Genomic DNA, 24,410 nt, shown 5'->3' on the forward strand with positions numbered 1-24,410 from the left:
TTTCGCAAGAGATCTATTATGTGCAGGCAATAATAAAGCCCACCGGAGTGAGCTTCAATTAAAGAAGATTATTCCTGCAATTAGTCATTCATCCATAGACCATCACGCATATGTAGAATCCGGTCTGCCGAATGTGCCAATTGTTCATCATGGGTCACGATCAGCATAGCCATATTGAATTCACTACGTAATTCAGTCAGCAACTCAAAGATTTTATCGGCTGTTTTACGATCCAGGTTACCTGTTGGCTCATCTGCCATCATTAACTTCGGCTTGGTGACTACAGCACGTGCAAGCGCTACACGCTGACGCTCACCACCAGAGAGTTCACCAGGTTGATGGGTTAAACGATGCGTTAATCCAACACGTTCCAGCAAGTATTCTGCCTGCTGTTTGGCTTCTTTAAACTTGACGCTTTTACGCAGCATCAATGGCATCGCGACATTTTCCAGCGCAGTAAACTCTGGCAATAAATGGTGGAATTGATATACAAAGCCCAAATTTTCATTACGGACATAGCCACGGTCTGCTTCAGATAAATTGTCAAAACGGCGACCATTGACCATCACCTGTCCAGCAGAAGGACGATCCAACCCTCCGAGAATATGCAATAAGGTACTTTTACCGGAACCACTTGAACCGACAATAGAAACAAATTCCCCGGCCGTTACCTGTAATGAAATCCCTTTGATCACATCAACCGTAGATTTTCCATCTGTAAAAGATTTCTCGATATTTTGGGCATCTAAAACCAGATTACTCATAACGCAATGCCTCCGCCGGTTGAATTTTAGCAGCTCGGAATGCTGGATAAATAGTTGCCAGGAAACTTAAGGCAAGTGACAGGCCTACAATCACAACCACATCCTGCCAGCGCAGATAAGAAGGTAGGTAGTTGATGAAGTAAGCATCGAACATATTCAGGCCAAGTGAATTGTTTAACCAGCCAATAAAACTACTGATGCTAGTGGCGGCAATAATCCCGAGGATGGCGCCCGCACAGGTACCGATTACGCCAATCACAGTACCTTGAACCATAAAGATTCGGGTAATCGTGGTAGGTGAAGCACCCAAAGTACGTAAAATTGCGATGTCGGATTTTTTATCTGTGACCACCATCACCAGCGAAGATACGATATTAAATGCTGCAACCAGAACAATCAGGAATAGTAATAAGCTGACCATCGCTTTTTCCATCTGGATTGCACTGAACAGATTACCGTGGGTATAAGTCCAGTCAGAGGCATAGAAGTTACCCGGTAAATCACGCACAATTTCCTGAGAAACCTGAGGAGCAGCAAAAATGTCATCCAGCTTCATACGTACGCCTTGTGCACCATCTGGCAGACGTAACAAGGTTGAAGCATCATTCAGAGCAATATAGCCCATCATCGAATCAACTTCTGCACCAATACTGAAGATCCCGACCACTTTAAAGCGTTTAAAACGGGGTACGACACCCGCTGGTGAAGGCGTCGCTTCAGGCAGAACCAAGGTAATGTTATCGTTCAAGCCTACGCCCATGGCATCCGCCATCTGTTTGCCTAAAACAATCCCAAATTCACCTTTTTTCAGGTTATCAATACTACCCTCGACCATATGGTTCTGAATGATCGAAACTTTCTTCTCATACTTTGGTTCAATCCCGCTGACCATAATTCCGGCAACTTGCCCTTGAGCCGTGAGCATCCCTTGTAACTGGGTAAACGGAGCCACACCTTGAACGTGTTCATGCCGCTCAATCTGCTTTGCAAGTTCAGGCCAATTTGTTAGAATTTGCGTTGAAGAAACAGTGGCTTGAGGAACCATCCCCAAGACGCGATTTTTCAACTCTCGGTCAAAACCATTCATGACAGACAAAACTGTAATGAGGACTGCTACACCGAGCGTGAGACCGATCATTGAGACCAATGCGATAAAAGAAATGAAGTGGTTACTACGCCGTGCGCGAGTATATTTCAACCCTATATACAGCGAGATTGGTTTGAACATAACCATCTAGTCCGAGGTAATAAATTATGGAAAATGTACAGCATCCAAACGGATTCACTGAAAGACGAGTCATGTCTCGAATCGATGCTGCTTTACGAATCAATTATCAGATTATTTCCGATGATGTTGCCTTGAATGATCCTTACGATGCTAATTTCGTATTGCCCCGCTATTTTCTACTACTTGCAGAGCTAGATCAATTTGATCATGCTGTTAACTACGAATTAGAACAATTATCTGAAAAAGATCAACAAATTGCTCGAATCTTATCCTTATTCAACCAAAAATTAAACCTTATTACCGGTTCTTTGTATGACGCAATTGTACAAAGCATGTTACCTGTACCGGAACATGTGAATTTTTCAGAGACTGGTTTTAGCTTCTTGAGTGATCAGCCGATTAGTGAAGGAACCTATCTGCATGTGACTTTAAGTCACCCAGAAAACTTCTTCCACATCGCTGCAACCGCTCAGGTGGCCTACAGTCGTGCAGAAGAAAACGGAAAATATCGTACGGGCGCTTATTTTATTACCCTGCACCCTCAGGATCGCGTCAAACTGGGCGAATGTGTGAAAGCCAGCTTTGCTTAAGACTGGCATCTATCTTTTTATTAAAGGCGGGCTTTATAGCTCGCCTTAATTTCTTTAGCGAAATATACCACTAAGCCGAACAATAAAATTACTACACCCACCAAAGCAATAAGCGGCAATTTTTCATTATTCAATAATACGCCTACCAGCAAGGCCAGCATCGGTGTCAGAACTGTAGTTAAAGATAAGGTGGTTGGCTTAATTTTCTGTACCAGTTTGAAATAACAGAACATCGCAATCAGCGAAGCCATAATTACCGCATACACCAGACCAAATAAGGACTTGGCATGTGGCATAGCAGTGGGTGCGTATTGCCAGATAAATGGCAACATACCGATAGAGAAAACGACTGACAAACCAATCGAACCGGCCGCCTGTGCCATAGGATCAATAGGTGCATTGATTTTCTTCACCCAGAACATGGATACGCAATAAACTAACACCCCAACCAGAGCGATCACGATTCCAATTGGCTGTATATGCTGATCTGCATCGCCTAGACAGATCACCGAAAGTCCAGTTAAAGCGATTCCCATCCCCAGCCATTGATTCAGCGAAAGCTGCATCTGAAAAACAAAACGCCCAATCAGGCCTGAAATGAGGGGTGCCAAGCCGAACATTAAGGCAATGATGCCAGAACTTAAATAATCCGTAGACCAGTAAGTAAAAATTTGCGAGCCGATAAAACTGCATGCACCCGCCAAGTAACTATGTAGGGAAACACGATCAAGCGGTAATCTGGTTTTAAATAACCACAGCAATACTAAGGCTAAAGGAAGTGCTAGAAAAAACCGGATCGCCAATGCCCACATCGGATGCAAATCTTCCACACTCCAGACAATCGCCAGTGGTGTGGTGGACCAGATGAAAACCAGCAAGGCATAGGTCAACATCAGGTTACTTTTTGGGGGCATACTTGATCTCGTTCTTTATTTAATCGCAGTTTTACGTTTCTGTTTTTGAATGGTTTGATCTAGAGAGCTGGAAAACTCACGCTTATCACGTTCAGAAATCGGCGGTGGACCCCCGGTTTGTACACCAGCACCACGCAAGGTATCCATAAAATCACGTAAATGCAGACGTGCTTTGACATTGGCCACTGTATAGATTTCACCACGCGGGTGAATCGCTATACCGCCTTTCTCGATGACTTGAGCAGCCAAAGGAATATCCTGCGTCACCACAATGTCATGCTCTTTCATACGATCGATAATTTCCTGATCTGCCGCATCTGCCCCGCTCATGACCTGAATAGAATTGATGCGAATCGACGGGGTAATTCCTACCGGTTGATTGGCCACAAAAGTGACTTCAAGCTGATAACGATCGGAGGCACGAATAATCACATCTTTCAGAATACGAGGTAATGCATCTGCATCGACCCAAAGTTTGAATGGCAACACACATCTTTCCATAAGGGAGAAATTTGGACTAGTGTAGCAAATCAGAGGATGCAGGTTGATGCTTAAAACTGCTCTTTCTCTGAATATCCTGGTATTTAAATACTCAACTCAGCCGTATTAAATGAGTCAGCTATCCACAATCTAAAAAAATTTGACTTCACATGATTTGCATTTTAATTTTTAAATTCATTCGAGTGACTTGAAAAATCGAAATGACCCTCGATTAACTATAAATAAGTCATCCAAGATCAATTGTGCATATGAAAAAACAGAATAGCCCAGAGATCATCACTATTGATGATCAGAATTTCGGTAGTCATGTCGAACATTGGACCTTGCTTACTGAAAACCCAGGCACAGATGTTCCCCAATGGTTAGGCAAAGCCCTTGATGCACCTGTAATGCCGATGGGCCTGTGTACACAAGAATGCGATATGGATGAAACCACCTGGCTGATTCAGGGACCGAGCAAAGCTGCGGTACAATTAAGCCAAGTGATTGCCGTAGAAAATAACAAGCCGCAGGCTGTGAAAACTGCATTCCCAGGCTTTGACAGCCCCTACCAGGTAAAAGCCACGATTGACCGGATTATTTCTTGTAAATCCGATACCCAAGCTGTGTTGCGTCTCAATCTGGGTGCCAACAATATCATCTATGCCTTTGATACGCTGTACAGCGTCAACCGGTCGCATTATGAAAAAGACCAGTCTTATATCGTCAACTTAAATGCCTGGGCTTATGAACTGGAAGTGGTGACTGATCATGAACATTTAGTCGTGGATGATCCTGCCTCTATCAAACATCACCGTGCCCTGAATGCAATTCTTGCGGAAAATAATGGTGTTGCACCAGATAACTTACAGGAACAGATCGATGCCTGGGAGCCGAAATCTGAAGAAGACAAAGAACCGGTAACGGTCGATTTCTCCAAAATGGTCGCTTATCTGTATGGTGAGACCATGGGTCAGGAAGATGAAGCCTGGTTTCAGGGCAATATTGTCGGTAAAACTTCAATGCAGTTTATGGATCAAGACTACACGCTGTATGATGTCACCCTGATTCATGATGAAGGCCAGCCGGCTACCTTGATCCGTGTAGCCACCCGCAATGACAAGCATAAAGATTTCCAGATTGGTCAATATATTCGGGGCAATCTGTGGATTCAGGCCAATATCTATCGAAAAGCAGCTTAAGCTGAATATCCAGATCGGAGGCTCATATTTTTATATGAGCCTCCTGTTTTTTATTTATTTTACTGCGATATTCTTTCAATTCTGATTATTTTTTATCCAAAATTAAAATCAGAATTAATGGATTTTGAATTCATTGAAAATAGATTTATCCACAGATTTAAATTCAAACAAATTCATTTTCAATGTTATCTTCAACTGAATAATCATATTAAAAACATCATAAAAATAATGACTTAATATAATAGTCCTATTTTTCTGAATATATTGAGGCCAGTTATTTAAATAAAATTAATACTTTATGAAGTTTAGTTAAGAATGTACTTTATTTAATCAATTTTTTATGGTAAAAATACGATCAACAAATAATCATTTACGATAAATAGATCGGATAATAAATATCTATGAAAATCGTTCAAGAAGAAAATTTACAGCAGGTTGAGCATCATCTTGGCTCGCGTTATCAGCTTGATATGATGTCATGCCTATTTTTCGTATTGGGTATGCTCATTTGCGGCTATATCTTACATAACTTTGTTTTTTAACCCGAATTAAATGATAAAAAAACCCGGCCAATTGCCGGGTTTTTTAATTCTCAAGGATTAAGCATTGCGTTTAGCAAAGTCATCCATGAAGTTTACCAATGCCTGTACACCTTCTAACGGTACGGCATTGTAAATGCTGGCACGCATACCACCTACTGAACGGTGGCCGGCAAGGTTAAGTAAATGGTTTTCTTTTGCGTCTTGCAGGAACTGTTTTTCAAGTTCAGGATTTGCCAGAGTAAATGGAACATTCATGATTGAACGGTTTTCTTTGGCAATCGGATTTGCATAGAAGTCGCTAGAATCGATATAGCCATAGAGCAATTCAGCTTTTTGCAGGTTCACTTTGTGAATCGCTTCTACACCGCCCTGTTCCAGTAACCATTCGAATACCAAACCAGATAAATACCACGCATAAGTTGATGGTGTGTTGACCATCGAACCGTTTTTCGCTTGATCTGCATATTTCAGGATGCTTGGAATTTCAGGTTTTGACTGATCAAGCAAATCTTCACGAATAATGACCAGTGTCAAACCTGCAGGGCCAATATTCTTTTGTGCACCGGCATAGATCAGACCGAATTTAGAAACATCAATCGGTGCAGACAAAATGCTTGAAGAGAAATCACATACAAGTGGCTTATCAGTTTCTGGCACATGGGCAAATTGCAGACCGCCAATGGTTTCATTATCTGCATAATGCACATAAGCGGCATCATCAGAAAGATTCCAAGTGCTTTGATCAGCAATCGCCAATTTACCATCTTCAGTTTTAATGCCTGCTTCAACCACATTGATGTCGCCATAGCGTTTAGCTTCTTTCAATGCTTTTTCAGACCAGATACCGGTACGGATATAGTCAGCTTTGTTGTTTTTACCCAGCAGGTTCAATGGAATTGCCGAGAATTGCAAAGATGCGCCACCCTGCAAGAACAGTACTTTATAGTTCTCAGGAATATTCATGAGCTTGCGAAGGTCTGCTTCTGCCTTTTCCGCAACTGCAACATAGTCTGCACTACGGTGGCTCATTTCCATGATCGAAAGACCTTTGCCCTGCCAGTCAAGCATTTCAGCTTGAGCCTTTTCAAGTACGGCAGTAGGTAATGCAGCAGGACCAGCACAGAAGTTGTACGCGCGCATGATTTTTCCTTTCAGAGTGAAACACAATAAAATGATGGCATTTAACCATATCTGGACGCCGCTTGCACAAAATTATTTCTATCCAAGAATGAAGATAGAGTCAAAAAACCAATCTAGATTCGGAGGATAATTTGAATACCTTTGATTTTTTACCCTAACCTTGTGATTTCATTTATGAGAAATTGCCTAGGTAAAAATATTCAATCTCATTCAATGCTTAGAACTATCAACTTGAAACTGGAGAAGTAAATCGCTTCGAATTACAACAATACTACAACTTAACCCATCCCTGCACTGCAAGCACTTGATTTATAATGCAGCTTAGACTGAATTAATGTGACTTTTACATTACCACTTTATGAATATGAAGAAAAATAAACAATGTGTCTGCTGGGGTCTGACTGTGCTTGCATCCATGATGTATGGCAGTTTTGCTTATGCACAAAGCATCAGCTTTCAGGATGCAGAACAACAATTGTTGCAACGTTCCTATAGTAGCCAGGCTTTTCAAAGTCTGGAGCAAGCGTCAAAACTTGAAGCAGAAGCGGTTAAAGGTATTGGCCTACCTCGTGTTGACCTGAATGTTCGTGCCTATGCCTTTCATAGTAAAGTCGATATTCCATTAAAGCAGTTTAAAAATAATCTGGAAAATTCACTCTCTCAAGGTGTAAATGGCCGGCTTAATGAGTGGGAAGCCAGTAATGGTGTGGATCTACCCGCAGGTATTACCGATCCACTGCGGGAAGGACTCAACAATACTATTCATAGCGGAGTAGGTCTGATTCCGGATACGTCTAATGTAGTCCTTGAAGATCAGGTGATTCGTCCCACTGTTTCCGTGATGATGCCACTATATACCGGAGGCCTCACCCGTAGTGCCAAAGAAATTGCCAATATTCAGTCAGGACGTAGCAAACTTAGCAATCAGCAGCAACAGGATACGCAGCGTTTTGAGCTGATTCAGTCTTACTTTAATGTTCAACTACAAAAACAGTTACTGGATTCGGCACTTTTTAATTCAAATGCCATGCAACAACATTATCGTAATGCCCTAAAACTGGAACAGCAGGGTTTTATTAGCAAAGGCCAGCGCATGCAGTTTGAAGTAGCACGCAATAATGCTGAACGCGCACAACAAAATGCCCAAGCCAATCTGAATGCTGCCCTATTTCAGCTGAATAACCTGTTGCTGGATAGCAATATCACCGAGCTAAGCACACCTTTGTTTGTGAATCGTGCTGAACCACAAAATGTGAATATTCTGCTCAGCAGTTTTAGCCAGAACTCTCCTCTGATCAAAAAAATGCAGATGGATACCGAGCTGGCCAAAGCCAATGTCAAAGCTCAGCAGGCCGCTAAAAAGCCAAATGTTTTTGCGTTTGGTGAATATAGTCTGGATCAACATCAAAACTGGATTGTAGGGGTTGCAGCACGTTATAATCTGTTCTCAGGTATTGATAAAAACAAGAATATTCAGGCTGCTGAACTAAAACGCTATGCCGCTGAACTCATGACGGCGCGTACCCAGCAGGAGATTGAAAACCTGATTTATAAATCATTTAGTGAAGCAGTCAGCGCCCAGCAAAGTGATGCTCTACTTCAGCAGAATCTGAAAGCAGCTCAGGAAAATCTGCGTATTCAGGAATTATCCTTTAAGGAAGATGTCGGGACAGCCACTCAGGTCATCGATGCCCAAAACATGCTCAGCAGTTTAAAGGCAGAAATGGCATTAAACGCTTATAAATATGTAGTATCTCTCGCGACCTTATTACAGAGCCATGGCTCAATTGTTGAATTTCCAAACTATATGCAACACGCCAACACCCACTATATTCGTTAATGGAGCCAGACATGACAGATGAGCAAAAGCCAGAACATCCTGTTGATGAACCGGCTTCAGAAATCAATTACAGTGAATCAGAGCCAGATAATCCTGCAAGCACAGAAAAAAAATCGCGCAAAAAATATCTGCTTTTAGCTTTAATTCCAGTGATTCTTGCTTTGATTGGGTTTGGCCTATGGAAAACCTATCAACCCAAAGAAATCGAGCTACAAGGCCGGGTTGAGGCAGAGACGGTTCAAGTGGCCACTAAAGTTCCAAGCCGGATTGAAAAGATTTATGTGCAGGAAGGCGATGACGTCAAGAAAGGCCAGGCGCTGGTGAAATTGCATAGTCCTGAAATTGAGGCGAAAAAGCAGCAGGCTTTAGCTACTTTACAGTCTGCATTAGCACTTCAGTCCACCGCAGAACGTGGTTCTCAGGAAGAAAATATCGCTTCTCTGTATGCCAACTGGCAGTCACTAAAAGCACAGGAGCAACTCGCTAAGACTTCCTATCAACGTGGAGCCAATCTATTTAAGGAAGGCGTTATTTCCCGCCAGCGCCGAGATGAACTGTTTGCAGCTTCACAATCTGCGTCGCAAATGACAGAAGCTGCGTATCAACAATATGCCCGGGCTAAACGCGGCAGTACACCAGAACAGAAAAGTTCTGCAGATGCTCAGGTCGATATAGCCCGTGCAGCAGTCGCTGAAGCCAATGCACTAGAAGCAGAAACTGAATTATTGGCACCGATTGATGGTACCGTCTCCAAAACCTATGGCAATGCCACTGAACTGGTGGCAACCGCAGTGCCAGTGGTCAGCCTGATCTCGGCAGAACGCTGGATTAGCCTGAATATTCGTGAAGACCAATATGCCGCTTTAGGTAAACAGCAACAGCTTGAAGGTTTTATTCCGGCACTGAATCAATCAGCCACTTTTAAAGTAAAAAATATTAGTGCTGAAGGTGAATTTGCCACCATTAAAACCACGCGCCAAACCGGCGGTTATGATGTCCGCAGTTTTAAATTTCATCTTGTGCCAGTCACTGAAATGCCTGAGTTAAAAGTCGGCATGAGCGTGCTGTTTAAATTGAAAGAGCCAAAATAAATGGCTTCTGGATTCTGGGCGGGTATTCAGCGTGAAATACGCTATTTATGCAGAGAGAAATGGGATCTGGCTCTAGTCCTGCTCGCCCCTGCCTGTATTCTGATTTTACTTGGTAGCATGTTTGCCAAAGGCAAACCGGATCATCTACCAATCGCCATTATTGATCAGGATCAAAGTAGCCTGAGCAGCAAGATTTATGATCATTTATCTTTGAATCATACCCTACACGTGCATACCGTTTCTGATCAAACGGTCGAAATCGAAAAATTATTAAACGAAAATAAAATCTGGGGCTATATTCATATTCCTACCGGAGCCGAGCAACGACTGGTCAAAGCTCAGGATGCTGAAATTAGTATTGCTTTTAATCAGAGTTATTTTAGTATCGGTAATACCATTTCTTCGGCTATGCTACTTAGCACCTTGCAGGCTCTGGCTGAGTTTACCGGTAAGCAGTATCTAGGCAACACGCTCCCCTATCTGGATGCACCTACACCGAATATTAAAATTTCCCCATTGTATAACCCACAGCTGAATTATGAATTTTATCTGGAGCCTTATATGGTGCCGGCAATTTTGCACTTGCTGTTATGTTGCTGTGTGGCTTTTGCTGTGGGTCAGGAAATTAAACGGCATACTGTTAGTCATTGGATTGCCCAACAAAACTTGTGGTCGGCACTGCTGTCTAAAAATCTGGTTTATGTAGCAATCTTTTGTTTATGGACCTGGGCTTGGATGTTTTGGCTGGTCGAAATTCGCGGCTGGTTTATTGCCGGGTCATTATGGCTAATTCTTCTGGCTCAAATACTGTTCTATAGTGCCTATGCCTTTATCAGTAGTGCTGTGGTTCTGGCTACTCAGGACCTAACCAAATCTTTTGGTCTACTAGCAGTTTATGGTGGTTCATCGCTCAGTTTTGCTGGGGTAACTTTACCTCTTAATAATGCTCCACTATTCACCCAGTTCTGGTCCAATATTATTCCTTATACACCCTATGCCAAATTACAGGCGGAGCAGTGGGTGATTGGCAGTCCGCTCTATCTTTCACTGCAACCGATATTCGTACTCATCATTTATGTCTTGCTTTATGCTGTACTGGCCTATGTCTTTCTCAAAAAAACAGCCAAAGGAGTGTCAGCATGAAATCACTTTGGAAAGCTTATTGCCAAACTTTCAAAGACATTATTAGCAATACCAGTATTTTTACCACGCTGATTTTATCAGTTCTGTTTTACAGCTTTTTCTATCCGACCGCATATAAGGCAGAACAGGCAGAAGCCTTGCCGATTATTATTGTTGACGAAGAGCAAAGTGCTTTAACCAATACCATTATCAGTCATGTCAGCCAAAGCCCTAATGTACAAATCAAGGCGGTGACTGGAAATTTTGCTGAAGCTAAACACTGGATGGAAACTCAAAAAGCCGATGGGATTTTATTATTACCAGATAATCTTTCACAATCTATCCGGCACGGTGAAAATGGCGGGATTGGGCTGTATTTAAGTGCTGCTAACTTTTTAATTACCAAACAGATTGGTTTGGGCTTGGTCTCTTCAGTAGAAAATACCTTAAGCGAATATGCGGAACGCTTTAGCGAGATTTCACACTTCTCTCCTGCACTCTCCATTCACCAGATTCCATTATTTAATACACTCTCTGGCTATGGTAGCTATGTGTTTCCCGCTGTTGCACCGTTGATCATTCATCAGACGATCTTTCTTGGCCTCAGTATGCTGATTGCGCTGTATCGGGAAAGTAGACAGAGGATTAATTTAACCACCTTATTCGGAATCAGTTTGGCGATTCTGACCATTGGATGTTTGGGCTGTTATTACCTGTTTGGTTTTACTTTCTGGTATTTTGATTATCCCCGTGGCGGAAATTTTTGGGGCATGCTGCTCGCTGTACCCATCTTTGTATTCTGCATGATTGGGATTACTACCTTGTTTGCCAGCTTTCTGGACATGCCAGAACGCGCCGGTCATATCATTGTTTTTACTTCGATTCCGCTCTTTATGCTTTCAGGAGTCGCCTGGCCGCATGCTGCCATGCCAGTCTGGGTCCAACTCATTGGGCAAGCCTTACCTTCGACCCAAATCGTGCAGATGTTTATTCAACTCAATCAGATGGGGGTGCCTACTTATATGGTTCTAGGAAAGCTTGCTTATCTATTGGTGATCAGCATCATCTGTATGAGCTTAGGCTATTATCGGCTACGCCCACGTTCTTAAATCCGGATTTACTCAGGCTATTCGCATTGAAAATTATTCACCAAATACCTGAATATTAAAGTTGCGGATTTTAGTACTGCCATTCGGCTGGTCAAAACTCACATCATACTGAACCAGGTTTTTTGGATAGGCAATTTCATAGCTGACCTTGTATTCACTCGGTTTGCCGTTATTTTCCTCGAAGCTCTTTCTCATGATAGTCTTGGACTTATATTCACCTTGCGGAATTGATCGTGAAAAACGCTTCATGATTTTTTCATTGTTTTGAAACTCTGCCTGCAACTTCGGCTCAAGCTGAGCTAAAAACTCGTCATATTTTCCATCACGCAAATCTTCATAAGCTACTTGCGCAGCCTTTTCCTGCCCAGGGCTCGGATCGGGCATACTGTCCATTGCATTATTACAGCCGCTAAGTGCAATAGCTGCGGTCAAAAGCATCAATCTGGTCTTCATTATTTATCTCTCATTTAGTCGATGTGTAAAAAAGGACGCCGAAGCGCCCTTTTTCATCAGTAGCAGAACTTATTCCTCTACTGTATTGTCATCATCTTTTTCAGCTTCTTGTGCATCAGTTACATCATCAGCTGCAGATTCAGTATTTTCCAATATTTCCAACTCATCTTCAACTGCTTCAATCGCTTCTACACCGACCAGTTTTTCATCTTCAGCCAGACGGATCAGACGAACACCTTGTGCATTACGACCAGTCTGTGCCACTTCAGAAGCACGGGTACGAACCAGTGTGCCACCATCAGAAATTAGCATCAGTTCTTTAGATGCGTCAATCGCAACTGCACCGACCAGTTCGCCATTACGCTCTGAGGTCTTGATAGCAATCACACCCTTACCGCCACGTTTCTTGGTTGGGAAGTCATCCACTGGGGTACGTTTACCATAACCATTTGCAGAAGCACACAGCACTTCACCGGTTTCAGGTACAACCACTAGAGATACGATACGACTAATGAAGTTAGCTTCAGTTGCATCTTCATCATCAGATTCAACATCTACATCTTCGACATCTTCAACTTGAGAAGCACCGATGGTCACGCGCATACCGCGTACACCTTTGGCTGAACGACCCATTGAACGTACGTCAGTCTCTGCGAAACGAATTGCTTTACCTTCGTTCGAGAACAACATGATTTGTTGTTCACCATCAGTAATCGCAACACCAATTAAGGTGTCATCGCCATTCAGTTCAATCGCACGTAAACCGTTTGAACGAACATTCGAGAATTGTTCCAGTTCTACACGTTTAATCGTGCCGTACTCAGTCGCCATAAACACATAGAAGTTCTTACGAACAGCTTCAGCCTGCTGAGCAAAGTCATTGATGATGTCATCATCAAGATCAGTGGTTGAAAGCGCTAAGCCCAATTCTTTCAACTGAACACGCAGTGCATCAGAAATATCATCTGCACCATCTTCAGATTCAGCAAGTGCAGATTCTAATGCAGCAAAGTGACTGTTAATCACTTCATTGGTTTGAAGCTGAGCAGCATTGGTCTTCACGAATGCTTTGAAGTCAGCCAGACGTTCTTTGAATTTCTTCGGTGCATCAATTACTGGCAAGATAGCAGTAATGGTTTCATTGTCATCCAATGGCAACAAGTTCACCATTGGGCGACCTTTAGCACCACGCGAAGCTTGTGGCACTTCATAAACTTTCAGACGATAAACCTTACCGACATTGGTGAAGCAAAGCACAGTGGCATGATTCGACGTCACCACCATATGCTGAATGTAATCATCTTCTTTCATGCTGGTTGCAGACTTACCACGACCACCACGACGCTGAGCAGCATAGTCAGATAATGGTTGAGTTTTCGCATAGCCTGTTTTTGAAACCGTAAGAACCATTTGCTCTTCAGGAATCAGATCTTCACGAGAGAAGTCGATACGAGACTCAACGATATCTGTTTTACGTGCATCGCCATATTGCTGAAGAATCAATGCTAGCTCTTCTTTAATGACGTTCATCAATAAGTTGAAGTCATTTAAAATGGCTGTGTATTCAGCAATTTGACCCAAGATTTCAGAGTATTCAGCTTGCAGTTTATCCTGCTCAAGACCGGTCAAGCGGTGCAAACGCAGTTCCATGATCGCGTTAACTTGAGTCGGAGATAAACGATACACATCGCCATCAATACCAAATGGACGCTCTGGATCTTCACCTTCAATTTCGTCCGGACGTACAGAAACAGCACCTGCTTTTTCGAGCAAGGCTGCCACACCGCCTGCTGCCCACTCACCTGCCTGTAAACGCTCACGCGCTTCAGCCGGGTTGGCAGAAGTTTTGATGGTTTCGATGATGGCATCAATATTTGCCAGAGCAACGGTTAAACCTTCTAAAATATGACCACGTTCACGTGCTTTGCGCAGTTCGTACATGGTACGACGTGTCACGACTTCTTGACGATGACGGATGAATGCCGCAATGATGTCTTTCAGGTTCATCAACTTCGGCTGGCCGTTGTCCAGACACACCATATTGATGCTGAAAGAATTTTCTAACTGTGTATTCTGGAACAGGTTATTGACGATGACTTCAGCATTTTCACCACGCTTCAGGTCAATCGCAATACGCATCCCTTCCTTGTCCGATTCATCACGGAGTTCAGAAATACCTTCAAGTTTTTTCTCTTTGACCAGCTCGGCAATACGTTCAATCGTTTTCGCTTTGTTAACCTGATAAGGAATTTCCGTGAAGACAATCGTAGTACGGCCAGATTTAGCATCTTCTTCAAAGTGATATTTACCACGAATATGTAAACGGCCTTTACCGGTGCGATAGGCATCCACGATGCCTGACTTACCGTAAATAATGCCACCTGTCGGGAAATCTGGACCGGAAATATATTCCATCAATCCTTCGATGCTGATATTCGGATTATCTGCATAAGCCAGACATGCATTCACTACTTCAGTCATGTTGTGTGGCGCCATATTGGTCGCCATACCGACTGCAATACCAGCCGCACCATTCACCAACAGGTTTGGAATACGGGTTGGCATGACTTGCGGAATACGCTCAGAACCGTCGTAGTTATCTTCCCAGTCAACTGTATCTTTTTCCAGATCAGCCAATAATTCATGGGTCAGCTTACGCATACGAACTTCGGTATAACGCATTGCCGCAGCGCTATCGCCATCGATCGAACCAAAGTTCCCTTGACCATCAACCAATTGGTAGCGCAGACTAAAGTCCTGAGCCATACGGACAATGGTTTCATAAACAGCAGAATCACCATGTGGGTGATATTTACCGATGACATCACCTACAACACGGGCAGACTTCTTGTAAGCTTTGTTGTAGTCATTGCCCAATTCGTGCATTGCGAAAAGCACACGACGATGAACAGGTTTTAGACCATCTCGTACATCCGGCAAGGCACGTGAAACAATCACGCTCATTGCATAGTCTAAATACGAGTGCTTGAGTTCATCCTCAATGGCAATCGGTCTAATTTCCGATACGCTCATGCATACTCCTTATTCTACAAGCCAAATTTGGCTTGCATTTATATGTCGTAAATCCAGCTATAAATCGGCTCAAAAAAAGCTGAACCAATATTAAAATTTAGTCGTACAGTATAGCATAATCTAGGCTAAATTTACCTGTTTCAGCCCCAACTATCCACAGGATTTTTAGTAGAAATTTTAATCACTTCACAATATTTTGATATTAAAAAACCTCTGCTTGCAGAGGTTCATTTTTTTCTTTAAAAAAGCAAGTCACTTAAATATGAAGTTTAGAATCTATATCGGACAAATCATCTTCAGCTATGACCTGACTAGTTGATTTTGTCACAGTACAATCTTGCTTCATTAATGGATAAGCGACCAGGAATAAGCCGATAATAAGCGGAAATTCGTATAGTTCTTCCATCAAATCTTTATAGATAAAATCTGTAAAAATAAAATGAATAAAAAACCGATTATGTTCAATGCCATCAGACATCAGCAAGCCAATGAAAGCTAATATGAGTGCCCAAATTGGAAGTGATACATGCTTAAACTTATAAGCAATTTCTTGACGCAAAGGTGCTAAAAACAGCATAAACACCACGGGTGCAATCACAAGAACCGAAATACCACGGAAATAGATTTTTGGCACTTCCGGGAAATAGTCACGTCCCCAGCTGGTACTTCTACCAAACAGCATAATCCACCATGCAACTGACCAGAGCCAAAATTGTTTTTGACCTTTACTTAATTCAAATGGACGGATATAGAAAAAACTAAATACGGCAAAACCAAACAACATTAATGCTTGAATTGACTCAACTGCTGTAACCGTCATACCTCCTAACAAAGGAAGGTGCAGACTCGGGAGAAAAGGGAAAATCAAACAGCAGATCATCATTACCAAAATACTGACTGGTAACTGAAAATCAAATTTCACGAACACTCCGCCAAATGGCAAGCTTAATAAAAGCTTAATATTAACACAAAATATACAATAGCCAAAATTTCGAGTCAGAAATGGACGACTTGTTAGTTAGATTAATTATTTAGATTAAAAAAAAGAAAAACGCTCCTAAAGGAGCGTTTTTTTGAAACTGATTCAGAAATTAGATTTTAGAAACCAATTCAGGAATTACAGTGTTCAGGTCACCTACTAACCAGTAGTCTGCTACTGCATTAATTGGAGCTTCTTCATCTTTGTTGATCGCAACGATCACTTTAGATTCTTTCATACCTGCCAAGTGCTGGATCGCACCAGAGATACCTACAGCGATGTACAGGTCAGGTGCAACGATCTTACCAGTTTGACCAACCTGCATATCGTTAGGAACGAAACCAGCATCAACTGCAGCACGTGAAGCACCTTGAGCAGCGCCAAGTTTGTCAGCTAGTGGATCAAGGATTTTGTGGTAGTTCTCACCAGAACCTACACCACGACCACCAGAAACCACGATACGAGCAGCTGTCAATTCAGGACGTTCAGATTTAACGATTTCTTCATTAATGAACTTAGAAATACCAGCATCACCAGTAGAAGCAGCAGCTTCAACCGCAGCAGAACCACCTTCAGCAGCAACCGCATCAAATGCAGTACCACGAACAGTTGCAACGATTACTGATTCAGAAGACTCAACAGTTGCAATCGCGTTACCTGCATAGATCGGACGCTTGAATGTATTTGCAGAATCAACAGCGATGATGTCTGTGATCATGCTGACATCAAGAAGTGCAGCAGCGCGTGGCAGAATGTTTTTGCCAGTTGTAGTAGAAGCAGCAAGGATATGGTTGTAGCCTTTACCTAATTCTGCAACCAGTTTTGCTACGTTTTCAGCCAGTTGGTTTGCATAAGCAGCGTCGTCAGCAAGTAAAACTTTGCTTACACCCGCAACTTTAGCTGCCTGATCAGCAACTGCTTGAGCGCCAGAACCAGCAACCAATACAGTGATATCACCACCGATTTTTTGCGCCGCAGCAACAACGTTTAAAGTAGCAGCGTTAAGTGCTTTGTTGTCGTGCTCAGCGATTACTAAAATACTCATGATTTTTATCCTTCTGTATTAGATCACTTTCGCTTCGTTTTTCAATTTTTCTACAAGTTCGTCTACAGACTTCACTTGTACGCCAGCTTTACGCTCTGCAGGAGATTCAACTTTTACTGTTTTCAGTTTAGTTGTAGTAGTTACACCGAAATCTGCAGGTGACTTAGTATCAAGCGGTTTTTTACGCGCTTTCATGATGTTTGGAAGAGCTGCATAACGTGGCTCGTTCAAACGTAAGTCAGTAGTTACGATCGCTGGAAGTGATAATTCAACAGTTTGTAGACCACCGTCGACTTCACGAGTCACTTGTACTTTGTCGCCTTCAACTTTAACTTCTGAAGCGAATGTACCTTGACCTGCACCTAGAAGTGCACCAAGCATCTGGCCAACCTGGTTAGAGTCGTCATCAATTGCTTGTTTACCAAGAAGGATCAATTGTGGTTGTTCAGCTTCAACAACACCTTTTAGAATTTTAGCAACTTCTAGCGCACCTAATTGGCTGTCATCAGCTTCAACCAGAATACCGCGGTCAGCACCAAGCGCCATTGCAGAACGGATTTGTTCTTGAGCTTCTTTAGGACCAATAGAAACAACAACGATTTCTGAAACAGTTCCTTTTTCTTTTAAACGAACCGCTTCTTCCACCGCGATTTCACAGAATGGGTTAATTGACATTTTAACGTTTGTTAAGTCAACACCACTGTTGTCCGGCTTAACGCGAACCTTAACGTTGGCATCAACCACACGTTTTACAGCAACAAGAGCCTTCATGTAATCCTCGGCTGTTTTAGCAAATGTAAATGTTGAGAAAAGTTATAATAACTCTTCACTTAAATTTTTTAGGTGCCCTATCTTGCAATGTGCACGGCATTTCGGTCAAGTCACAATTCAACAAAGAGCTGTAAAAATGCGTAATTTTCCTTGAACGATGCGTTCACAATTAATCCGTATCGATTTATTACAATGAATTTTATTAATATTTAATAAAATTTAACCTTTGATTTTTATTATGTTTTTATTTGATGAAACACATCAGAACTTTTGATTTCTGCTTATTAAATGTACAAATCTGTCCTTAGATTTGTGGAAAATGACTTATATTTAAAAATGACCGCTTTGGTCAGTTTGGACATAAAGCGAAATTAGTCAGGATTTATTCTGCATATCTGCTCAATTTACTCCGCTTTATTTTGCTGGGCAAGTCTAAAAATTGGGTTGTCATCAATCTATAAATATAAAAAAAGCATACTGGGAGCAGTATGCTTTTTTAAAATACACCATTGCTTAATTAATAATTAACCAGCTTGCAGCAAGGGCAAGTAAACCACCTGAGGTGCCATCAACCCATTTCTGTTTACGTTCATCAATTTGTGTATTGCGGGTAATTCTGCTGAACAGAATGCTGAGAGCACAATAAACAATGAAAATCATGCCGATAAAAATAAAAGAGAGAATTAAGCCTTGGCTCACTGTATTTCCGCTTTTATCAATAAACTGCGGCAAGATCGCAAAATAGATCAGCATGCCTTTAGGATTGAGTAAGGCCGTAAAGAAGCCTTTTTTCACTGGATTAGCAGCAGATTTTTTCTCAATTTTCATTGAGTTTTTACTAAATACTGATTTCAACAGACTACAAGCCAGATAGAGCAAATAAGCAATACCCAACCAGCGAATCGCTTCAAACAATACCGGAAAAGACACGATAATCGCTGCGATTCCTATTGCTACGAAAATGGAATGTACCAGATAGCCTGAACAGATCCCGATGGTTGCCATCATGCCTGCTTTTGCATCTTTACCCATCACTTGAGACAGGATAAACAGCATATCTGGTCCAGGTGTAAAAATCAGGGGAAGCACGGTTAGTGCAAAAAGTGCAAATACAGACATTTCCTTTTCCTTTAAATCTTCGGAAAGTGGAATTAGTATCTGCGAATTTTTACAAAATAGGCTTTCAATTTATTTTATAATAAGTATTATTTTTCGAATTATATTCTAATTTATGAAAATATCTTCCAAGTCTGTGCGAGTAAAACTTGATCGAATTGATAAAAATATCATTCATCACTTGCAAGCCAATGGTCGTATTCAGAACAACGATCTGGCACGTGAAATTGGACTATCCCCTTCTTCCTGTCTGCGCCGGGTAAAGTTGCTTGAAGATGCGGGCGTGATCCAGAATTACACCACCATTGTCGATTCACAGAAAATCGGTTTTCAGTTGATTCTGTTTTCACGGATTTGGCTGGTGGGTCAGGATGCAGAGACGATTGATACCTTTATTGAAGCAATGAAGGAACTACCGCAAGTGATGGAGTGTTATATCATTCTAGGCGAATGTGATGCGATGTTAAAAGTTGTAGTGCCTGATCTGGAAAGTTACCGCCAATTTCAGTCCACACATTTGACCAAGAAAAATGGCATTACCAGTGTCAAAACAGATTTACCCAGCCAGATCATCAAGCAAAGTTTTCAGTTACCGCTGGATGACTTATAAAATATTTTAGCAATAAAAAAGGATGACCTTGGTCATCCTTCATATTTATTAAACTTGCAAAAAGTCACGATGTACATGACTCAGTTCAATCAGTTCATAAGACTTCAGATCGAAAATATTCCAGATTTCGAGCGCATCTTCTTTCAGGTCAACAGCTTGACTGGCTCGCTGCGTGGTCTGCCATTGCAGATCAGAAATCCATAGATAATACTGGTCTGCCTCAGGATTATAAGCCTGCATTTTCCCTTCTGCATTAATCCCCTGCACGATTGCGCCTTCAGGCAAAACGGCTTCAATGGTGGGCAAGCTAATCTCAACAAAATGTTTAATCTGGCGTAAACCATAACCCGCAAACATATCTTTTTGGGCTGGGCTTAACTGCGCATACTTTTGTTGTATATCCGGGATAATTGCTGTGTCCATAAAAATTCCAGTATCGAGATCGCTGATTTTCTTTTAAAAATTGATTACTATTTATACTTATATCCGAAAACAGCCATTTGAAAAATAAGACAATAGTGAAATATCTTTCAAACAGTCTGTTCAAGTCATATTTTGAGCATGATACATGACAGTTTTATGCCATGAATCCTAATCATCCGACAAGCGGAAGAAAACTTTAAATTTTTCCTATTCTTTATGCTGTGCCCGCGGATGCGCCTGATCATAAATCTGCGCAAGTCGATCAAAATCAATATGAGTATAAATTTGTGTAGTACTCAAATTGCTATGCCCCAACATTTCCTGAACGGCACGAAGATCACCACTATTCGACAGCATATGGCTGGCAAAACAATGCCGTAACAAATGCGGATGCAGGTCAACATTAACCCCTGCACGCTGTGCCTGAAACTTGACCCGGTTTTCAATTTGCCGTGCACCGAGCGGATTGCCTTTTTGGGTGATAAATACATTCGCGTCAGGTACAAAATCGCCATTCCAGAGCGGATAAATTTTTAGCCATTCCATCAGACTATCTTTGGCTCTTGAACCAAAAGGCACCACCCGGGTTTTATTGCCTTTACCGGTAATACGGAGGAGCTGACGATTAAAATCAACATCCTTGATTCTTAAGCTCTGAATTTCTGCCAAACGTAAACCACTGGAATAGAGTAATTCCAGAATTGCCTTATCTCTCAACCACATTTGTTGCTGCGCTTCGGTTTCTGGAGCAGGCTGGTCCAGAATCTGGTTCACAGTTTCAATATCGACCATACCCGGTAAAGGACGTGACTGACGTTTCAACTGAAAATCATCAGCCGGATTAAACGCCAGATACTGCGCCTGCTCTGCCCATTTCATGAACTGGCGAATCGAAGAGAGCATCCGCTGCAAGCTACTCGAACTTAATCCGTGCTGCTCGACTTTTTCAGCCAGAAATTGACGTAAATCTGTGGCTTCCACATCATTGAGTGCAAGTTGTTGTACTGCGCAGAATTCCAGAAAATCAGCCACATCACGTTCATAGGCCTGCAAGGTATGTTTAGACTGATTCTGGATCTCACGTTCTTTGAGCCAGATTTCGAGCAAGTCTTTTGCAGAAAGCTTTACTTGCTCCATTCAATTGACTCCAGCCAGGCTTCAATCAGTTCTGCGGTCTGTACTGGATGAGTCGCCGCAAAGAAATGTTCCCCGCCTTGAATTACATGCAAATTTGCATGTTTAAAATTTTGCTTTAAGCATTGCCCCACCTGAACGGTACTTAAAGCGTCTTGGTCACCCCAGATCAGTAGAACTGGAATCTCAAGATTGCTTAACTGTTTCAGGCTAAATATTGTTTGATCTTGTAAAAACCAGTCAGGAACATCTTTAAACTGCTCGCGATAATCTATCCGCCAGTCACCATAACCGAACTGGGATAGATCCAGACCACCTGAAGTTGCCAATAAAACCAGTCCTTTGACTTTCTGTGGATGATGCAGTGCAATTGCAACTGCCAATACTCCACCCATAGATTGAGCAACCAGAATTGAATCATCTTCAATCTGCTCTGTGATGAATTCCTGCAGATCATGAAGATTTTGAATAGTCGAATCTGGTTCTACCCCATCGAAGCCCGGATATGCCAATATTTTTGTAGATTGATCTGTTTTTAAATGAGCCAACAAGGGTTGCCAAAAGTCTCGGCTGCCTGATGCACCCGGTAAAAACACAAGCTGATTCATAGCAGTGTTGTGATATCAATTAAATATGGAATTCATCCTATCATAAAAAAGCACCGTACTATGTGCGGTGCTTTTTAGAGAAATAAATGTTGAGATTAACCCTGGAAGTAGCGCAAGTCCAGTCGACCTTCATAAACATTGGCGGTTGGACCTGTCATCCAGACCACATCACCTTCTTTCCATTCAATCTGCAATTTACCACCCGCAAGTTCAATTTCGACCTTGCTAGATAACAAACCACGGCGCATACCAGACACTGCTGCAGCACAGGCACCTGTACCACAAGCCAGTGTTTCGCCTACACCACGCTCATAAACACGTAAACGAGCATGCTTTTCATCAATGATCTGCATAAATCCAGCATTAACGCGTGCCGGGAAACGCACATGGGATTCCACCTGTGGACCAATCTTAGCCACATCGGCAGTCAATACATCCGGAACAATCGTCACTGCATGTGGATTCCCCATATTGACCACATCAATCGTCAGCTTCTCTCCACCCGCCAGATCGATGTCATACAGATTTTCCGGTTCTTCTGCCACAAATGGAATTTCCTGAGGCAGGAATTTTGGATAACCCATATTCACTCGCACCCAGCCATTGGCACCGAGTTCAGGTTCCACGATTCCAGCTTTGGTCTGTACCTTGATTTTGGTTTTAGTGGTCAATTGACGTTCATGCACGAAACGGGCAAAACAGCGTACACCATTGCCGCACTGCTCAACCTCAGAACCATCCGCATTAAAAATACGGTATTTAAAATCTGCACTTGGAATATCAGGCGGTTCAACAATCAAGAGCTGGTCAAAACCCACACCAAAGTTACGATTTGCCAAGCGCTGAATAGTGAGAGTATCCAGATAAGCACGCTGGCTAATCAGGTCTACCACCATAAAGTCATTGCCCAGACCATGCATCTTGGTAAATTCAAGCAACATTACTCAGTCTCCTTAAGGCAATAAACGCTCACGTTCCCAAAGTGATTCAACCGTTTCACGCTCACGAATCAGATGAGCCTGATCACCATCCACCATCACTTCAGCAGCACGGCCACGGCTGTTATAGTTCGAACTCATTACGAAACCATATGCACCAGCACCCAGTACTGCCAGCACATCATTTTCTTTAATGGCAAGCTCACGTTCCTTACCCAGAAAATCGCCAGTTTCACAGATTGCGCCCACCACATCCCATTCTTTTGTTTCCATATCCGTATGCGGTGTCACGGATTGAATATCCATCCATGCTTCATATAAAGCTGGACGAATCAGGTCATTCATCGCGGCATCAATGATGGCAAAGTTACGGTGATTGGTTGGTTTCAGTAGATCCACTTTGGTCAGTAAAACACCTGCATTGGCAGAGATACTACGACCCGGCTCCATATAAACTTTCAGGCCCAGTTTTTCTAAAGCCGGACGCATGGCATTGGCATATTCTTCAACCGATGGCGGTGTTTCATCTTTATATGTCACACCTAGACCACCACCGATATCGATGTGTTTCAAGTTGATGCCCATGTCTTTCAGCTTGTCGATCATAACAATGACACGATCCAGCGCATCAACAAAAGGTTGAGTTTCAGTCAACTGCGAACCGATATGACAGTCAATCCCGACCACTTCAAGATTTGGCAATGATGCTGCATAAGCATAGGTATCAAATACGCTATCTGATGGAATACCAAATTTGTTTTCTTTTAAGCCTGTTGAAATATATGGATGGGTTTTGGCATCGACATCCGGATTCACACGTAGTGAAATTGGCGCTTTAACATTAAGTTCAGCCGCTACTTTCTGAATACGGTCCAGTTCGGCATATGACTCGACATTAAAACAGGCGATGCCTACTTCCAATGCCTTTTTAATATCTGCTTCTGATTTACCCAGACCTGAGAATACGATTTTTGAAGGTTCACCACCGGCTTTCAATACACGAGCCAGTTCACCACCAGTCACGATATCAAAACCAGCACCCTGCTTGGCTAATACATTCAATACCGCAAGATTAGAGTTTGACTTTACCGCAAAACAGATTTGATGATCGATAAAGCTAAAAGCACGGTCCATATCCAGATAATGCTTTTCAAAAGTTGCTTTTGAATAAACATAAAGTGGTGTGCCAAATTGCTCTGCGAGCTGTTGCAGTGAACATTGCTCAGCATGCAATACCCCATTAATGCGGGTGAAACTCATGAATGTATCCTTTCTCTG

General features: G+C 42.3%; 24 protein-coding genes. 8 read left to right on the top strand and 16 right to left on the bottom strand.

Features of this window, described 5'->3' with window-relative positions:
• Window positions 1-80 precede the first annotated feature (80 nt).
• Window positions 81-764: a lipoprotein-releasing ABC transporter ATP-binding protein LolD gene (gene lolD / locus B3143_RS07865; RefSeq protein ID WP_004784640.1), complete on the bottom strand. Its 684-nt coding sequence runs from the start codon at window positions 762-764 to the stop codon at window positions 81-83.
• Entirely contained in the window at window positions 757-1,992 is a 1,236-nt protein-coding gene (locus B3143_RS07870) for a lipoprotein-releasing ABC transporter permease subunit (RefSeq protein WP_004784642.1), read from the bottom strand. The genes lolD and B3143_RS07870 overlap by 8 nt, the downstream gene beginning before the upstream one ends.
• A 26-nt stretch (window positions 1,993-2,018) precedes the next feature.
• Between B3143_RS07870 and B3143_RS07875 the strand changes: the two genes are divergently transcribed.
• Window positions 2,019-2,582, top strand: a complete 564-nt coding sequence (locus B3143_RS07875) for a PilZ domain-containing protein (protein WP_004784643.1) — start codon at window positions 2,019-2,021, stop codon at window positions 2,580-2,582.
• A 20-nt stretch (window positions 2,583-2,602) separates the two neighbouring features.
• Here the strand turns inward: B3143_RS07875 and B3143_RS07880 are convergent, their stop codons facing one another.
• On the bottom strand, window positions 2,603-3,496 hold the full coding sequence (locus tag B3143_RS07880; RefSeq protein WP_004784646.1) for a DMT family transporter: 894 nt from the start codon (window positions 3,494-3,496) through the stop codon (window positions 2,603-2,605).
• A 15-nt stretch (window positions 3,497-3,511) separates the two neighbouring features.
• Entirely contained in the window at window positions 3,512-3,997 is a 486-nt protein-coding gene (locus B3143_RS07885; protein WP_004784649.1) for a YaiI/YqxD family protein, read from the bottom strand.
• Window positions 3,998-4,245: 248 nt separating this feature from the next.
• On the opposite strand from B3143_RS07885, the gene B3143_RS07890 reads away from it, so the two are divergent.
• A complete protein-coding gene (locus tag B3143_RS07890; protein ID WP_004784650.1) occupies window positions 4,246-5,178 on the top strand; it encodes a hypothetical protein in 933 nt (310 codons plus the stop codon).
• Between the two features lie 401 nt (window positions 5,179-5,579).
• The gene (locus tag B3143_RS07895) at window positions 5,580-5,720 is read left to right on the top strand and encodes a hypothetical protein (RefSeq protein WP_004784652.1); all 141 of its coding nucleotides are present in this window, start codon (window positions 5,580-5,582) and stop codon (window positions 5,718-5,720) included.
• 57 nt (window positions 5,721-5,777) lie between these two features.
• On the opposite strand, the gene serC is transcribed toward B3143_RS07895, so the two are convergent.
• A complete protein-coding gene (gene serC, locus B3143_RS07900) occupies window positions 5,778-6,860 on the bottom strand; it encodes a 3-phosphoserine/phosphohydroxythreonine transaminase (RefSeq protein WP_004784653.1) in 1,083 nt (360 codons plus the stop codon).
• Between the two features lie 358 nt (window positions 6,861-7,218).
• Here serC and B3143_RS07905 point away from each other — a divergent pair, with 358 nt between their 5' ends.
• From B3143_RS07905 to B3143_RS07920, 4 genes are read left to right on the top strand one after another with little or no spacing between them, the layout of a single operon-like run.
• Window positions 7,219-8,700: a TolC family protein gene (locus B3143_RS07905; RefSeq protein ID WP_004784655.1), complete on the top strand. Its 1,482-nt coding sequence runs from the start codon at window positions 7,219-7,221 to the stop codon at window positions 8,698-8,700.
• 11 nt (window positions 8,701-8,711) lie between these two features.
• Window positions 8,712-9,791, top strand: coding sequence for an HlyD family secretion protein (locus B3143_RS07910; protein ID WP_004784656.1), 1,080 nt, complete (start codon window positions 8,712-8,714; stop codon window positions 9,789-9,791).
• Complete coding sequence (locus B3143_RS07915; protein WP_004784659.1) at window positions 9,792-10,934, top strand: ABC transporter permease; 1,143 nt, start codon at window positions 9,792-9,794, stop codon at window positions 10,932-10,934.
• Complete coding sequence (locus B3143_RS07920; RefSeq protein ID WP_286716581.1) at window positions 10,931-12,022, top strand: ABC transporter permease; 1,092 nt, start codon at window positions 10,931-10,933, stop codon at window positions 12,020-12,022. The genes B3143_RS07915 and B3143_RS07920 overlap by 4 nt, the downstream gene beginning before the upstream one ends.
• A 33-nt stretch (window positions 12,023-12,055) precedes the next feature.
• On the opposite strand, the gene B3143_RS07925 is transcribed toward B3143_RS07920, so the two are convergent.
• The 6 genes from B3143_RS07925 to B3143_RS07950 all read right to left on the bottom strand — a co-directional run bounded on the left by B3143_RS07925 (window position 12,056) and on the right by B3143_RS07950 (window position 19,422).
• The gene (locus B3143_RS07925) at window positions 12,056-12,475 is read right to left on the bottom strand and encodes a hypothetical protein (RefSeq protein WP_004784665.1); all 420 of its coding nucleotides are present in this window, start codon (window positions 12,473-12,475) and stop codon (window positions 12,056-12,058) included.
• Window positions 12,476-12,544: 69 nt separating this feature from the next.
• Complete coding sequence (gene gyrA / locus B3143_RS07930; RefSeq protein WP_004784667.1) at window positions 12,545-15,508, bottom strand: DNA gyrase subunit A; 2,964 nt, start codon at window positions 15,506-15,508, stop codon at window positions 12,545-12,547.
• A gap of 256 nt (window positions 15,509-15,764) precedes the next feature.
• Window positions 15,765-16,430: a hypothetical protein gene (locus tag B3143_RS07935; protein WP_004784669.1), complete on the bottom strand. Its 666-nt coding sequence runs from the start codon at window positions 16,428-16,430 to the stop codon at window positions 15,765-15,767.
• A gap of 169 nt (window positions 16,431-16,599) precedes the next feature.
• Window positions 16,600-17,532 (bottom strand): electron transfer flavoprotein subunit alpha/FixB family protein, encoded by a 933-nt coding sequence (locus tag B3143_RS07940; RefSeq protein ID WP_004784671.1) that lies wholly within the window; start codon window positions 17,530-17,532, stop codon window positions 16,600-16,602.
• 18 nt (window positions 17,533-17,550) lie between these two features.
• Window positions 17,551-18,303, bottom strand: coding sequence for an electron transfer flavoprotein subunit beta/FixA family protein (locus B3143_RS07945; RefSeq protein ID WP_004784673.1), 753 nt, complete (start codon window positions 18,301-18,303; stop codon window positions 17,551-17,553).
• 513 nt (window positions 18,304-18,816) lie between these two features.
• Window positions 18,817-19,422 carry a LysE family translocator gene (locus B3143_RS07950; RefSeq protein ID WP_004784676.1) on the bottom strand — a complete coding sequence of 202 codons (606 nt, stop codon included), beginning with the start codon at window positions 19,420-19,422 and terminating at the stop codon, window positions 18,817-18,819.
• A gap of 112 nt (window positions 19,423-19,534) precedes the next feature.
• Here B3143_RS07950 and B3143_RS07955 point away from each other — a divergent pair, with 112 nt between their 5' ends.
• On the top strand, window positions 19,535-20,029 hold the full coding sequence (locus B3143_RS07955; RefSeq protein WP_004784677.1) for an Lrp/AsnC family transcriptional regulator: 495 nt from the start codon (window positions 19,535-19,537) through the stop codon (window positions 20,027-20,029).
• Between the two features lie 48 nt (window positions 20,030-20,077).
• On the opposite strand, the gene B3143_RS07960 is transcribed toward B3143_RS07955, so the two are convergent.
• From B3143_RS07960 to lysA, 5 genes are all read right to left on the bottom strand, one after another.
• A complete protein-coding gene (locus B3143_RS07960; protein WP_004784679.1) occupies window positions 20,078-20,452 on the bottom strand; it encodes a hypothetical protein in 375 nt (124 codons plus the stop codon).
• Window positions 20,453-20,659: 207 nt separating this feature from the next.
• Window positions 20,660-21,550, bottom strand: a complete 891-nt coding sequence (gene xerA, locus B3143_RS07965; RefSeq protein WP_376745110.1) for a site-specific tyrosine recombinase/integron integrase — start codon at window positions 21,548-21,550, stop codon at window positions 20,660-20,662.
• Window positions 21,551-21,576: 26 nt separating this feature from the next.
• Complete coding sequence (locus tag B3143_RS07970) at window positions 21,577-22,194, bottom strand: alpha/beta fold hydrolase (RefSeq protein ID WP_004784683.1); 618 nt, start codon at window positions 22,192-22,194, stop codon at window positions 21,577-21,579.
• A 95-nt stretch (window positions 22,195-22,289) separates the two neighbouring features.
• Entirely contained in the window at window positions 22,290-23,135 is an 846-nt protein-coding gene (gene dapF / locus B3143_RS07975; RefSeq protein ID WP_004784684.1) for a diaminopimelate epimerase, read from the bottom strand.
• 12 nt (window positions 23,136-23,147) lie between these two features.
• Window positions 23,148-24,392: a diaminopimelate decarboxylase gene (lysA, locus tag B3143_RS07980; protein ID WP_004784686.1), complete on the bottom strand. Its 1,245-nt coding sequence runs from the start codon at window positions 24,390-24,392 to the stop codon at window positions 23,148-23,150.
• Window positions 24,393-24,410 lie beyond the last annotated feature (18 nt).

Source organism: Acinetobacter sp. UBA1496, assembly GCF_002324975.1.
Classification (GTDB): Bacteria; Pseudomonadota; Gammaproteobacteria; order Pseudomonadales; family Moraxellaceae; genus Acinetobacter; species Acinetobacter variabilis.

Excerpts from the sequence above, each read along its gene's own strand:
- B3143_RS07945 (WP_004784673.1), bottom strand. The coding sequence starts at position 18,303 with ATGAAGGCTCTTGTTGCTGTAAAACGTGTGGTTGATGCCAACGTTAAG.
- B3143_RS07870 (WP_004784642.1), bottom strand. The coding sequence starts at position 1,992 with ATGTTCAAACCAATCTCGCTGTATATAGGGTTGAAATATACTCGCGCA.
- B3143_RS07920 (WP_286716581.1), top strand. The coding sequence starts at position 10,931 with ATGAAATCACTTTGGAAAGCTTATTGCCAAACTTTCAAAGACATTATT.
- dapF (WP_004784684.1), bottom strand. The coding sequence starts at position 23,135 with ATGTTGCTTGAATTTACCAAGATGCATGGTCTGGGCAATGACTTTATG.
- B3143_RS07970 (WP_004784683.1), bottom strand. The coding sequence starts at position 22,194 with ATGAATCAGCTTGTGTTTTTACCGGGTGCATCAGGCAGCCGAGACTTT.
- serC (WP_004784653.1), bottom strand. The coding sequence starts at position 6,860 with ATGCGCGCGTACAACTTCTGTGCTGGTCCTGCTGCATTACCTACTGCC.
- lysA (WP_004784686.1), bottom strand. The coding sequence starts at position 24,392 with ATGAGTTTCACCCGCATTAATGGGGTATTGCATGCTGAGCAATGTTCA.
- B3143_RS07880 (WP_004784646.1), bottom strand. The coding sequence starts at position 3,496 with ATGCCCCCAAAAAGTAACCTGATGTTGACCTATGCCTTGCTGGTTTTC.
- B3143_RS07875 (WP_004784643.1), top strand. The coding sequence starts at position 2,019 with ATGGAAAATGTACAGCATCCAAACGGATTCACTGAAAGACGAGTCATG.
- B3143_RS07885 (WP_004784649.1), bottom strand. The coding sequence starts at position 3,997 with ATGGAAAGATGTGTGTTGCCATTCAAACTTTGGGTCGATGCAGATGCA.
- lolD (WP_004784640.1), bottom strand. The coding sequence starts at position 764 with ATGAGTAATCTGGTTTTAGATGCCCAAAATATCGAGAAATCTTTTACA.
- B3143_RS07910 (WP_004784656.1), top strand. The coding sequence starts at position 8,712 with ATGACAGATGAGCAAAAGCCAGAACATCCTGTTGATGAACCGGCTTCA.
- B3143_RS07960 (WP_004784679.1), bottom strand. The coding sequence starts at position 20,452 with ATGGACACAGCAATTATCCCGGATATACAACAAAAGTATGCGCAGTTA.
- B3143_RS07955 (WP_004784677.1), top strand. The coding sequence starts at position 19,535 with ATGAAAATATCTTCCAAGTCTGTGCGAGTAAAACTTGATCGAATTGAT.
- B3143_RS07895 (WP_004784652.1), top strand. The coding sequence starts at position 5,580 with ATGAAAATCGTTCAAGAAGAAAATTTACAGCAGGTTGAGCATCATCTT.
- B3143_RS07915 (WP_004784659.1), top strand. The coding sequence starts at position 9,792 with ATGGCTTCTGGATTCTGGGCGGGTATTCAGCGTGAAATACGCTATTTA.
- B3143_RS07940 (WP_004784671.1), bottom strand. The coding sequence starts at position 17,532 with ATGAGTATTTTAGTAATCGCTGAGCACGACAACAAAGCACTTAACGCT.
- gyrA (WP_004784667.1), bottom strand. The coding sequence starts at position 15,508 with ATGAGCGTATCGGAAATTAGACCGATTGCCATTGAGGATGAACTCAAG.
- B3143_RS07950 (WP_004784676.1), bottom strand. The coding sequence starts at position 19,422 with ATGTCTGTATTTGCACTTTTTGCACTAACCGTGCTTCCCCTGATTTTT.
- B3143_RS07905 (WP_004784655.1), top strand. The coding sequence starts at position 7,219 with ATGAATATGAAGAAAAATAAACAATGTGTCTGCTGGGGTCTGACTGTG.
- B3143_RS07925 (WP_004784665.1), bottom strand. The coding sequence starts at position 12,475 with ATGAAGACCAGATTGATGCTTTTGACCGCAGCTATTGCACTTAGCGGC.
- B3143_RS07890 (WP_004784650.1), top strand. The coding sequence starts at position 4,246 with ATGAAAAAACAGAATAGCCCAGAGATCATCACTATTGATGATCAGAAT.